This window comes from Paraburkholderia sediminicola, from assembly GCF_046027355.1.
In the GTDB taxonomy this organism is placed as follows: domain Bacteria; phylum Pseudomonadota; class Gammaproteobacteria; order Burkholderiales; family Burkholderiaceae; genus Paraburkholderia; species Paraburkholderia sediminicola_B.
This window is the reverse complement of record NZ_JAQQEK010000038.1, coordinates 65318-77813: the sequence shown is the minus strand read 5'-3', so window position 1 is coordinate 77813 and position 12496 is coordinate 65318. Positions and strand designations below refer to the sequence as shown.

The 12496-nt window shown below is 63.2% G+C and carries 11 protein-coding genes and 1 pseudogene; 7 read left to right on the top strand and 5 right to left on the bottom strand.

The features are described from left to right. From PQR42_RS38815 to PQR42_RS38805, 3 genes are all read right to left on the bottom strand, one after another. The coding region (locus PQR42_RS38815; RefSeq protein WP_007182306.1) for a hypothetical protein at positions 1-255 on the bottom strand (255 nt) is incomplete at its 3' end. A gap of 256 nt (positions 256-511) precedes the next feature. Continuing rightward, positions 512-751: a hypothetical protein gene (locus PQR42_RS38810; protein WP_408218646.1), complete on the bottom strand. Its 240-nt coding sequence runs from the start codon at positions 749-751 to the stop codon at positions 512-514. 262 nt (positions 752-1013) lie between these two features. Further along, positions 1014-1733, bottom strand: coding sequence for a YdcF family protein (locus PQR42_RS38805; protein WP_408218643.1), 720 nt, complete (start codon positions 1731-1733; stop codon positions 1014-1016). Positions 1734-1999: 266 nt separating this feature from the next. On the opposite strand from PQR42_RS38805, the gene PQR42_RS38800 reads away from it, so the two are divergent. After that, positions 2000-2323 carry a hypothetical protein gene (locus tag PQR42_RS38800; RefSeq protein WP_132374957.1) on the top strand — a complete coding sequence of 108 codons (324 nt, stop codon included), beginning with the start codon at positions 2000-2002 and terminating at the stop codon, positions 2321-2323. Positions 2324-2653: 330 nt separating this feature from the next. Here PQR42_RS38800 and PQR42_RS38795 read toward each other — a convergent pair whose 3' ends face one another. Beyond that, positions 2654-2908: a hypothetical protein gene (locus PQR42_RS38795; protein ID WP_408218640.1), complete on the bottom strand. Its 255-nt coding sequence runs from the start codon at positions 2906-2908 to the stop codon at positions 2654-2656. Positions 2909-3205: 297 nt separating this feature from the next. Then, positions 3206-3601: pseudogene (locus PQR42_RS38790) on the bottom strand (transposase); the annotation flags it as partial. A 409-nt stretch (positions 3602-4010) separates the two neighbouring features. On the opposite strand from PQR42_RS38790, the gene PQR42_RS38785 reads away from it, so the two are divergent. The 6 genes from PQR42_RS38785 to nusA all read left to right on the top strand — a co-directional run bounded on the left by PQR42_RS38785 (position 4011) and on the right by nusA (position 12422). Next, on the top strand, positions 4011-4913 hold the full coding sequence (locus PQR42_RS38785; RefSeq protein WP_408218637.1) for a LysR family transcriptional regulator: 903 nt from the start codon (positions 4011-4013) through the stop codon (positions 4911-4913). Positions 4914-5228: 315 nt separating this feature from the next. After that, positions 5229-6455, top strand: coding sequence for a pyridoxal phosphate-dependent aminotransferase (locus PQR42_RS38780; RefSeq protein ID WP_408391222.1), 1227 nt, complete (start codon positions 5229-5231; stop codon positions 6453-6455). Between the two features lie 371 nt (positions 6456-6826). Next, positions 6827-8029, top strand: coding sequence for an SMC-Scp complex subunit ScpB (gene scpB, locus PQR42_RS38775; protein ID WP_408391156.1), 1203 nt, complete (start codon positions 6827-6829; stop codon positions 8027-8029). A 64-nt stretch (positions 8030-8093) separates the two neighbouring features. Then, positions 8094-9956 carry a 23S rRNA pseudouridine(2605) synthase RluB gene (gene rluB / locus PQR42_RS38770; RefSeq protein ID WP_408391159.1) on the top strand — a complete coding sequence of 621 codons (1863 nt, stop codon included), beginning with the start codon at positions 8094-8096 and terminating at the stop codon, positions 9954-9956. Between the two features lie 535 nt (positions 9957-10491). Beyond that, entirely contained in the window at positions 10492-10950 is a 459-nt protein-coding gene (gene rimP / locus PQR42_RS38765) for a ribosome maturation factor RimP (protein ID WP_007182297.1), read from the top strand. After that, a complete protein-coding gene (nusA, locus tag PQR42_RS38760; protein ID WP_091794906.1) occupies positions 10947-12422 on the top strand; it encodes a transcription termination factor NusA in 1476 nt (491 codons plus the stop codon). Before rimP ends, nusA begins: the two co-directional genes overlap by 4 nt. Positions 12423-12496: the final 74 nt, after the last annotated feature.

Genomic DNA, 12496 nt, shown 5'->3' with positions numbered 1-12496 from the left:
ATGCGTGGCTTGCGGGACGTCGAGAATCAGGATGATGGTCCAGTCGGCGTCGCCGTCATGGTGATACTGGCGTTCCGCGACGATGAACGGCTGCTGCTTGCCGTCCGGGCCGAGAAACAGCACGTCGCCTTCCATCGGCAGGCATTCGACGGGCGGCAGCGCCAGAAACGCTTCCTGACCGCCGCGCGGCATCAGTTTTTCGATTTTGCGAGATGCTGCTTCAGTCCATTCGATATCAAGCTGGATGTTGCTCATGCTGTCCTCCGCACCAAGGTGCGCACGGGTTAGGGGATTCCGGCCAGGCGCCGGTCGGTGCGCGACTTTAGCACACCGCCAGCCAGGCGCCGCGAGGCCTTGAACCGCTGGCGCGGGGCAGGTCGGCGCGCCGCGCTGCTCCGCCTCTGGCGAGTCTTTCGCCAGCCCATTAAACAACAAAAAAGCCGAAGCCGGCGGTGCCGGCTTCGGCTTTTCACCTTCGCGGCGCGGCCGCGGGTGAGTCGGGTAACTGCGCTTAGGAGCCGGCGTCGGCCTTAGGGGCCTTCTTGTGATGCGGGGCCGACTTGTGATGTTTCATCGGCGTGGCCGGTGCGCTTTCCATTGCTTGCTGGCGGTTTTGCAAATCTTGCGCGCGCTGTTCGACGTCGGCGGCCTTGGCCGGATCGGTGCTCATCATGACGCCGTTGTCTTGCGCATAAGCCGCGCCCGTTACGGCACTGAGGGAAACCAGGATCGCCAGGGACACTTTCTTCATCGCTACCTCCGCAGAGTGGTTGTGGACCCGAGTACTTGCCTGTCCAAACGGAAAGACAATGCATTCTAGCCAGCAATATCCGCTCCAACAGACGGTTTTGTAACTGCAATGACAATTCGTTACATCTTGTTACGCTCAACCGGCCGTCGCGATGCGCGGTGAGTCGAGCGGGGAGTCACGATAACCCGTTGCCGCTCAGGAACATTCTTCGTATTTCTAAATAAATCGGTCTGTAATGCGGTTTGAGTTTCAGAAATGAATTTCAGAACCAGCCGATCGCGCGATAGACGTGAAATTGCGCGATGCCAATCAATTCGTGCAGCGCGGTCTCCGCAGTCACCAGGTTGTCATATCGCGGCAGTACACCAAGACGTGCGCCTAGCGCGTTCGAGATCAGTGGTTGCGGCGCGAGGCCGAAACGGTGGAAGTCGAGCAAGGCGCGCGGCATCTGATAGGCGGAGGTGATGAGGATCAGCGAATCGTAATCTGAGCCCTGCAAAATGGTGGAAACGTTGCGCGCGTTTTCGTAGGTCGTGCGGCTGCGATTTTCCAGCACGATGTCCGCGCGCGGCACCTGTCGGCGCAGCAGGTAAGGCAGATAGGTGTCGGCTTCAGTCGCGCGATGCCGCTGCGGATTGCCGCCGCTCACGATCACATGGCATGTATCCGCCGCGCGTTTGCAGGCGGCGTAGTTCTCAGCGCTCGCCGCAATACGCGCAAGCACGTCGCTTGGGGGCACGAGGACGTGGTCGTCGTCGTAGATCGTGCCGCCGCCCAGCATGATGATCGCGGTGCGCGGCGCGAACGTGGCAGGCGTCTCGGTTCGCCAGCGCGGCTGCGCCAATTTCAGCAAGGGCGCGGTGAGCCAGCCGGCCGCGAGCAGCCAGAAGAGGGCGACCGTGCAGATGGCTAGAGGTCGGCGGGCGCCTTTCCATAGCACGATTGCTGCAAAAAAAAGCGCTAATAAAGTGAATAGAATCAATTTAAATGCGGTAACGTATGTCTTTCGGGACAAATCCACGGGCTTGCTATCGCGCCGCAGCGGTTGCATCGCCGGTTCGTGGACAGAACGCTAACATGCCGTTCAGACGGGGGTTCCGAAAACGAGACCAGGCAGCACCTGGCGGAATTCGACTGCACGAGTTGCAGTCAGCTTCCAGCCAAGGGCGGGTGCTACGCGCGTCACTGGTGGCGCGGTGACGTGTTGGGCATAAATGTGTCATAGCTGCACTTTAAGAAAGAAGTGAGATGACCACGTATTCCAACGAAGCGGTACTTGAAGCGCTGCGGCGGGCGCAATATCGCCAGGTCCCATGGGCTAGAAGGCCGGGTGTTTTCCAATATCTTCGCGCACTAGGCTTGATGGACACCGTTCGGCAGCGCACTGTCGCGCCGGCGCCGGGTTTCCACGCACCGGTCGATATCGCCGTGCTCACTGAGCGGGGCAGAGCCGAGTTCGCGCGGCTCGCCCATGACGAACGTCTGCTCACCTGGACAGCACAGCGCATGAACGACTACGTCGTCGCTACAGCCGACACGCGGCCCACCGCCGCGCTCGAAGTCCGGCCTTAGGTCCGGCAGGCTGGCAGGCGTTGTTTTCCGGCCGCTTCGAGCGGCTGGCGGTGTCTCCATTGTTGCCCTCCATCCACGTCATTGCACCTGCGTGTCGCGCCGTGCGTCTTGCGCGCCCGCAGGCGTCGCGCAGGCTTCGTTTGCGCAACGAAAACCTGAAAAAAAAGCCCGTATCGCGAGGATACGGGCGTACCGGAATTACTACTGCCACGCTGTGCTAATGGCGTTAAATCAGACTGGCACAACGCGAGGTGGTTCCCCCAATTATTCAATATGCGCTACGGAGTTTCGCGAGTGGGCCGCACGGGCTTTGCTCACGCTCGACTCCGCCTAACGTCGGTGCGTAGGATCCTGGCGAGGCGCCTCCGGCCGCGTTCGCACATTGCTGGCGATATCGCCACGCAAGTCTCCGCGCGGCGCCGGCGGTGTGAAGTCGCGGGCGCGCGTATCGCTTTGCTGCCAGGCTTCGATGGTAGCCGGACGATCCGGCCGCCAGTTCCAAGCCTGTTGGCGCTGCTGGGCAAGCGCCGGTGCGGCCATCGATGAAACGACAATGCCGCACAGAAGCAGTGACATTGGTTTCATGCTGAGCTCCCGTCAAGCCGATCGACTCAAGGCCTGTTTGCATACATATAAGGTATGCCCAGTCGCGAAAGCACGCTGTAAGTAATAGTAAATGGATGTTTCACCAGCAACTATCGCGCTGCTTCAGACGTCTGAAGCAGCGCGCAGGCAGGCTGGGTGTAACGGGAAGGGACGACTATGTTGGGCGCGCCGAAGAGCGGTGCCCATGACAGGTACGGCGTGCGTCAAGACGCCTCGACCTGGGATTGATACACGCCGGGCGCCCGCAGGCGCCCGGAGGAAAAGGCAGTTGCGTCAGGCCATCTTGACCGGCGCGCGCCACGATTCCGGATTGGTCCAGAATGCGCCGCGCAGGCGGTCACGGCTCGGCGGTGCCGGTGGTTTCGCGGCGGTCGCGCCAATCCGGCCGCGCAGCGAAATTTCACGGCCGCTTGTGCCGAGTCGCTTAACTATTTCGGCGAGCGTACCATCGGCTTGCCACTCGTCGAAGCGACGGCGGCAAGTCGGCGGCGACGGATAGCGGCCCGGCAGTTTGGACCAGCCTTCGCCCGTCGATAGCACCCACAGCACGGCGTTGACAACCGCGCGCGCTTCCACGCGAGGCCGACCGCGCCGTTCGCTCCGTGCTGGCTCCGCACAGAACAACGCCTCGACCAGCGCCCACTCGTTGTCTCTCAAATCGTCGAACAGCATCATGTTTCACCTCAGCGAAGCTAACTCCGGTGCGCTGCCCCGCGCCGCGCACTCTCCATGCACTCGATAGGCGAGTGCCAAGGAGGGTCGGGCTTGCCACGGTCTGCTATGCAGTCAGAATCATGGCGCCGACCCTTGTCTGCAGATAAATGCAGGAAGTGTGCCAAGTTGAGTCCAACCGCCTGAGAGCCCCGTGACAGCGGGCCAGCGCGGGCGCTAGCTAGGGGCGTATAAGAATCCAAAAAACCCATCTCGCAAATCGGGACAATCACCAATCTTGTGCAATCAGGCCCGACCAGCGTGCGTTTGCGCCTTATTGCTGCATTGCAGCGAGATTGCGAAAAGCGACTGTGGTGCTATCTTTAGCCTTACAATATGCATTAAATGATGTAATTGATGAGGTTGGTAAATGAATGTCACGTTGCGCCAGCTAAGGGTTTTTATCGAGGTCGCCCGTTTGCAGAGCTTCAGCCGGGCCGGCGATGAAATCGGCCTTACACAGTCGGCGGTCAGTCGCTGCGTGCGCGAACTGGAGGGCGAGATCGGCCTCAAGCTGATCGATCGCACCACCCGCGAGGTGCAGCTCACGGATGTCGGCGGCAACCTGGTGTCTAGCGTGTCGCGTCTGCTGACGGATCTGGACGACGCGCTTCGCGAGATCCGCGAAATCGGCGAACAGCGCCGCGGACGCGTGGTGGTGGCCGCCAGCCCGACGGTGGCGTGCCGGCTCATGCCGCGCGTGGTGGCCTCGTGCGGACAGCAATTCCCCTATATCGCGCTTGGGCTGCGCGACGACGTGCAGAGCGACGTGGTGCGTAAGGTCAAGTCGGGCGAGGTCGATTTCGGGGTGATCATTGGCCCGTTTTCCGCCGACGACCTGCTCAGCGAATCGCTGATGACCGATTCGTTCTGCGTCGTTTCGCGCGACGATCATCCATTGGCGGCGAAGGAACGCGTGGCGTGGACGGATCTCGACGGCCAGCAGCTCGTCATGCTCGATTACGCGTCGGGCAGCCGGCCGATCATCGACGCCGCGATGCAGGAATATGGCGTGAGCGCCACCGTGGTGCAGGAGTTGGGGCATTCCGCGACCGTTTTTGGGCTGGTCGAGGCGGGCGTCGGCGTGAGCGTGCTGCCCTGGCTGGCCTTGCCGCTGCCGGCGGGCGCCTCGCTGGTGGCCCGGCCGCTCGTGCCGCGCGCGGAGCGCACGGTCGAACTGGTGCGGCGGCGCGACCGGTCGCTGTCGCCGGCGGCGGAGGCGGTGTGGGGGCTGATTCGTCAATTGCCGGGACGGGCGGAGGATTTGAGCTAGTCGGCGGTGGTGCGGTGTGCGCGATGTTTCCGTGAGCGAGCGGCAAAAGCGCCGTCGCGCGGGGGAGTGCGCTGCTCCCGTGGACAGCAAAGGTGCGGTCGCGTGATGCGCGCGACGCCGCATGATCGGAAAGGGTGCGATGGGACGAATGTGGCCGTTCTCGAAGCGCGGCGCCTGGCCGCAACCCATCCGGCGGCCGATCGTCCCGCCACGCCTTCTCAGTCGCCGATTTCGTGGTCCCGAAAAGTCGCGCCAAGCTAAACTGTCGCCTCTGCTGAATTTCAACCCATGCCCTTCACCCGTCTGGAAGCCTCGATGAGCGAATCGGATCTGCCCGTGCCATCCATCCCGAACGCGCGCGACGCCGTGCGCGCACTACGTCCTTCGCAGATCCGCGAAGTCGCCAACGCCGGTTTCGGCGTCGACGACGTACTGCCGTTCTGGTTCGGTGAGTCCGACCGCGTCACACCGGCCTTTATCCGCGACGCCGCCAGCGCCGCCTTGGCGGCCGGCGCGACGTTCTACACCCACAATCTCGGCATCGCGCCGCTGCGCGCCGCGCTGGCAGGCTATGTCAGCGACCTGCATGGCGAGACATCGGCTGAGCACATCGCGGTGACGAGCGCGGGTGTGAACGCGCTGATGCTCGCGGCGCAACTCGTGGTGGGCGCGGGTGACCGCGTCGTCGCGGTGACGCCGCTTTGGCCGAATCTGGTCGAGATTCCGAAAATTCTCGGCGCGCACGTCGAAACCGTCGCGCTGGGCTACGGCGAGCGCGGCTGGCAACTCGACCTCGAGCAATTGCTGGCGGCGCTGACGCCCGATACGAAAATGCTGCTGATCAACTCGCCGAACAATCCGACCGGTTGGGTGATGAGCCGCGACGAGCAGCGCGCCGTGCTGGCGCATTGCCGGCGCCACGGTATCTGGATCGTCGCGGACGAGGTCTACGAGCGCCTTTACTATGCGGATATTTCTGTGGACGCGACCGGCGCGCCCTCGCGCACCGCGCCTTCGTTCCTCGATCTGGCCACCCGCGACGAACGCGTGATCTGCGTCAATTCGTTTTCGAAGGCATGGTTGATGACGGGCTGGCGGCTCGGCTGGATCGTCGCGCCGGCCGCGTTGATGGACGATCTGGGCAAGCTCGTCGAGTACAACACCTCGTGCGCGCCGGCCTTCGTTCAGCAGGCGGGCATCGCGGCCATCGAGCAGGGCGAGCGCTTTACACAGGAACTGGTGCGCGACCTGAAGGCGTCGCGTGACCATCTGGTGCGCGCGCTCGCCGCGGTCCCTGGCGTCGACGTCAAGGCGCCGCCCGGCGCGATGTACCTGTTTTTCTCGATGCCGGGCGCCTCGCGCAGTCTGGAGCTTTGCAAGGCGATGGTGCGGGACGTCGGGCTCGGCGTGGCGCCGGGCAGCGCATTCGGTCCGCAAGGCGAGGGCTTCGTGCGTTGGTGCTACGCCTGCGACACGGCGCGGTTGGACGCGGGCGTCGAGCGCCTGAAACGGTTCCTGGCGGAACACGCCACGGCGCAGTAAGTGAGTGGCGGAACAGGCGGCGGCGCAAAGCTATTGAACCAACCAGGCGAAGAACAGCGCGAAGAAAGCGGGTTTTTGTCAAATTAAGCCCACTTTTTCGCTAAAGCACGTCCGCCAAGGCGTGGCTTGAAAATGCGCGGGGGATTTCGTCTTTACGCACTGATTGTTTTTGCGTAATATGGCGCTCAGTCACGCGGTTCCTTTCAGGAATATCGCTGCTCCGTCCGGCTGGGTTTGGCTCGATTGTCTGTTTCGCCTCCCCCCGGTGCGTGCTCCCATCAATATGACCGATCAGAATCGGGCGAGCGCGTCTTCAGTTCCACATCGTCTGTTTGATCCGGTTCTTTGACCACAGGGTCTGACCTAGCTGCATGAATACCCAAGAGGCGAAGATCGTCCTCGAGACAGCCTTGATCTGCGCGCAGGAGCCGTTAAAGCTCGGCGAGTTGCGCAAGCTCTTTGCCGACGGCGTGTCGGCAGACACCGTTCGGACTTTGCTCGAAGACCTCAAGCAGGACTGGTCTGGGCGCGGTGTGGAGTTGGTCGGGCTGGCGTCGGGGTGGCGGTTTCAAAGCAAGCCCGCGATGCGTTCGTATCTGGATCGTTTGCATCCTGAGAAACCGCCGAAATATTCGCGCGCGGTTCTCGAAACGCTCGCGATCATTGCGTACCGGCAACCGGTGACGCGTGGCGATATTGAAGAGATTCGCGGCGTCACGGTGAATACGCAAGTCGTCAAGCAGCTCGAAGATCGCAGCTGGATCGAGGTGATCGGTCATCGTGATGTACCGGGCCGTCCCGCGCTGTACGCGACCACGCGGCAGTTCCTCGACGACCTCGGGCTGAAAGCGTTGGACGAATTGCCGCCGCTCGCCGATCCGTCGGCGCAGTTGAACGCGGATCTGCTCGGCCAGCATGCGATCGAGTTCGCTGACGCCGATGTCGGACAGGCTTTGGCTTCGGAAGAGGAGTTGGTGGATTCCGGCGTTGTGGTTGAAGCAGGCGTTGTTGCAGGCGACGCTGTTGTGGACGAATTTGTGAGCGTAACTGCCGATGGCGAGTCGGAGAATATTCCGCAAGCCACGGACGAAGCGCCGCAATCCGACTCCGCTGACGCAGCTAGCCATGCCGTTGACAGCCGGCTTCAAGCAATAGACGAGGCGTCGGGAACGGAAATCGCTGACGAACTCGCTGAAGAGCATCAAACGCAGCACGCTGAGCCGGTGGAATCGGCGCAGGCGGCCGACAGCGCAGCGGAAATCGCGGCGCGAGACGCATTGGCATTTTCCGGGGCGCATCCGGACGCCGCTGCCGCGCCGGCCGCGCAAGAACATGCTGAAACGGCACACGTTGCACCGCAGACCGGCGCCGCCGAGTCCGCACAGAATCACGATCCGGTCTCCCAGGCCGATCCGGCAACACCCGCGCACGACTCGGGCGTACTCCGCAATACGGAGCACGCCGCCGAGCCGAACCCGACCAAGGCGGCGCACGGCGATCCTGAGGATCGTCGCGATGCGGCGCAGGACGCAGGCATTCTGACCGACGACGAACCCGAGTCGCGCAGCGCCTGACGTAACCGAACTTTTTTTGCCACGCCCGCAACGGGCGTGCGCGACCTGACATTTTGAGGTTGTTTTGACACATACCCACGACACCGATTCGTCCGAATCCGAGCGCGCCGTGCCGTCGGCGCGCGCTGACGAAACGCGCACCACGCAAGCGTCGGCAGGCGAGGGCGAGCGCCCGGCGCAGACCACGGAAGCAGACGGTGAAGACCGTCCGCGCCGCGGCCTGCGTCGCGGCCCGCGCAGCCTGATCGCCCGGCGCCGCGCCGGCGCGAAGACGAAGGGCGCCGAAGGCGCGCCCGCGCAAGGAGCGCCGGTCGTCACCGAGGCGCCGCCGGACGGCGAAGTCGTCGCGCAAGTGCGCATGCCGCGCAAGGACGCCGGCGCCAAGGGTCAAGGGCCGCGTCGCAATGCAGGCGCGAAGCGCGAGGGCGCACCGCGTGACGGCGCACCTCGTGAAGGAGGTCAACGCGAGCGTCAGCCGCGCGAAGGCGGCCAGCGCCAGAACAACCGCCGCGGTGGTGAAGCGCCGGTGGCAGCGGCCGCCGCGGGGCAGGACGACCTGTTCTCGTATGTGACATCGCCCGCGTTCGACGCGGACAACAGCGCCACCGGCGGCGTGCGCGCGCCGATGCTGCGCCGTGGCAAGCCTGCCGCGCCCAAGCGCGTGCTCGCGGCCGACGACGACGCGCCGAAGCTGCACAAGGTGCTGGCCGAAGCCGGCATGGGTTCGCGCCGCGATATGGAAGAGCTGATCGTCGCTGGCCGCGTGTCGGTGAACGGCGAGCCGGCTCACATCGGCCAGCGCATCATGCCGACCGACCAGGTCCGCATCAACGGCAAGCCGGTCAAGCGCAAGCTGGCCAACAAGCCGCCGCGCGTGCTGCTGTATCACAAACCGACCGGCGAAATCGTCAGCCACGCGGATCCGGAAGGCCGCCCGTCGGTGTTCGACAATCTGCCGCCGATGAAAACCGCCAAGTGGCTCGCGGTCGGCCGTCTCGACTTCAACACCGAAGGTCTGCTGATGTTGACCACGTCGGGCGATCTGGCGAACCGTTTCATGCACCCGCGTTATAGCGTCGAGCGTGAGTATGCGGTGCGCGTGGTCGGCGAACTGGCCGAAGGCATGCGTCAGAAGCTGCTGCACGGCGTCGAGCTGGAAGACGGCCCGGCGAACTTCCTGCGTATCCGCGATGGCGGCGGCGAAGGCACTAATCATTGGTATCACGTCGCGCTCGCCGAAGGGCGTAACCGCGAAGTGCGCCGTATGTTCGAAGCGGCCGGCCTGATGGTCAGCCGTCTGATCCGTACTCGTCACGGCCCGATTTCGCTGCCGAAGGGTCTCAAGCGCGGCCGTTGGGAAGAGCTCGAGGACAACCAGGTGCGCGCGTTGATGGCGTCGGTCGGCCTGAAGGCTCCGACGGAAGAAAAGGGCGGCCGCCGGGAAACGCCGGAGCGCAAGCAGCCGGACCCAATGCAGACGTCGATGGGCTTCATTAGCCGTGAACCCGTGCTGATGTCGCATGGCCGGTTCGACCAGCAGCAACCGCGTGGCCAAGGTCGACGCGGTGCGGCAGGCGGTGGCTTCGGCGGCGGCGCGGGCGCCGGTTTCGGCGGTGGTTACGGCAATCGCGGCGCCGGCCGTGGCGCCGGTGGTTTCAGCGGTCCGATGGGCGGTGGCGCGGGCGGCCCGCGTGGCGGCCGTGAAGTCGATGGCAATCGCGCACCGTCGGGCAGTGGCAACCGTGCGGCTGGCGGCGGCAAACGCGCCGGCGGCAGCGGCGGTCCCAATCCGGGCAGCGGCGGTGGCAACCGTGGGCCGGGTGGCAATCGCGGCGGCGCCGGCAACCGTGCGGGCGGCGGCAATGCCAACGCCGGCGGCGCCAATCGCAGCGGCGGCGCACCCCGCGGCCGTTCGCGCGGGCGTTAAGCAGCACGCCAATCATGCATTGCGGTTGGCCGCGGATCGTTCTTCAACGATCTTTCGCCGGCCACCGCCAGACTCGATCGACGAACGCCATTGGTTTAGCGTCACGCGGTTTCATGTGACGCATAAAACCGCGGCGCAAATGGAAGTGGGGGCGGATTTCATTTGCCCCGCCTGTCCAGCGCGGGTTCGGGGCGGCATGAGCCGCCTTGCAAAAGGCCCGAAGCGCCGTCATATCGTTGCAAGATTCCCATGAAATCAAGCGGAAAAGCGCGTTGGGCGGCGTTCTGCGGTTTGCGTTTGTCCCGAAAAATGGCTACAATCGCGAAGTCGCTGGGCGTGCGGCTTTTTATGTGCGGCTCAGGTGCGACCACCGGCAATAAGATGATGGGCGTTTAGCCCATTTTTTTTTGCCGCTCAGTTCTCAGTGGTTCGGCATCTCGGGTAGCACGAACGTGCGCCGGCTTGGCGCGCGGCCCGCATTGGTTGTTTGCAGAACAGGCGGCAGGCTCGCTGCGCGAACATCTAAGAGGGCATTGTGCAACTGACGGAACTGATTGAAACCACGGTCGTGGGACTCGGCTACGAGCTCGTCGATCTCGAGCGCACTGGGCGCGGCATGTTGTGTATCTATATCGACCAGCCGGCCGGCATCGCGATCGAAGACTGCGAGAAAGTCACGCGTCAGCTCCAGCACGTTTTGACGGTCGAAAATATCGATTACGAGCGGCTTGAAGTATCGTCGCCGGGGCTCGACCGCCCGCTGAAAAAACTGGCGGATTTCGAACGCTTCGCAGGCAGCGAAGTGGTAATCACATTGAAAAAGCCATTGGACGGACGGAAATCGTACCGGGGCATCCTGCATGCTCCGCAAGGCGAGACGATCGGTCTGGAATTTGAAGGGAAGGAAGGCGCCGCGATGCTCGATTTCACGCTCGCGGACATGGACAAAGCACGCCTCGTTCCGAAAGTTGACTTTAGGAGCCGCAAACAATGAGTCGCGAAGTGTTGATGCTGGTGGATGCGCTGGCACGCGAGAAGAATGTCGACAAAGACGTGGTATTTGCCGCGCTCGAAGCGGCTCTCGCTTCGGCCTCCAAGAAACTCTTCGAAGAAGATGCGGATATCCGCGTCCACATCGACCGTGAAAGCGGCGAACACGAAACGTTTCGCCGCTGGAAAGTGGTGCCGGACGAAGCCGGTTTGCAGGAACCGGATCAGGAAATTCTGCTGTTCGAAGCACGCGAACAGAAGCCCGAGATTCAACTCGACGAGTTCATCGAAGAACCGGTGCCGTCGATCGAATTCGGCCGTATCGGCGCGCAGGCCGCCAAGCAGGTGATCCTGCAGAAGGTGCGCGACGCTGAGCGCGAACAGATCCTGAACGACTTCCTCGAGCGCGGCGAGCACATCATGACCGGCTCGGTGAAGCGTCTCGACAAGGGCAACTTCATCGTCGAAACCGGCCGTGTCGAAGCGCTGCTGCGTCGCGACCAGTTGATTCCGAAGGAAAACCTGCGCGTGGGCGACCGCGTGCGCGCCTACATCGCGAAGGTCGATCGCACCGCACGCGGTCCGCAGATCGAACTGTCGCGTACGGCGCCCGAATTCCTGATGAAGCTGTTCGAGATGGAAGTGCCGGAAATCGAACAAGGCCTGCTGGAAATCAAGGCGGCCGCGCGCGATCCGGGCGTGCGCGCGAAGATCGGCGTGGTCGCGTACGACAAGCGCATCGATCCGATCGGCACCTGCGTCGGCATTCGCGGTTCGCGCGTGCAAGCGGTGCGTAACGAGCTCGGTGGCGAAAACGTCGACATCGTGCTATGGTCGGAGGATCCCGCACAGTTTGTGATCGGCGCGCTCGCGCCGGCAGCCGTCCAGTCGATCGTCGTCGATGAAGAAAAACATTCGATGGACGTCGTCGTCGACGAAAACGAACTGGCGGTCGCGATCGGCCGCAGCGGCCAGAACGTGCGTCTTGCCAGCGAACTCACCGGCTGGCAGATCAACATCATGACGCCGGACGAATCTGCGCAAAAGCAGAATCAGGAACGCGGTGTACTGCGTGACCTGTTCATGGCGCGTCTCGATGTCGACGAAGAAGTCGCCGACATCCTGATCGACGAAGGCTTTACGAGCCTCGAAGAGATCGCTTATGTGCCGCTCAACGAAATGCTCGAAATCGAGGCATTCGACGAAGACACCGTTCACGAACTGCGTAATCGCTCGCGCGACGCGCTGTTGACGCTGGCGATCGCGAATGAAGAAAAGGTCGAAAATGTAGCGCTCGACCTGAAGAGCCTGGACGGCATGGACGCCGACCTGCTCGCCAAGCTGGCCGAACATCAGATCCAGACGCGCGACGAGCTCGCCGAGCTGGCTGTGGATGAACTGGTCGAGATGACCGGAATGGAAGAGGATGCCGCTAAGGCGTTGATCATGAAAGCACGTGAACACTGGTTCCAGTGAGAAATGACCATGGCGCACTAAATTGAAGCGGCCGTCAGGCCGCATGACCCGATGCTAACCGCAAGGAATCGGTC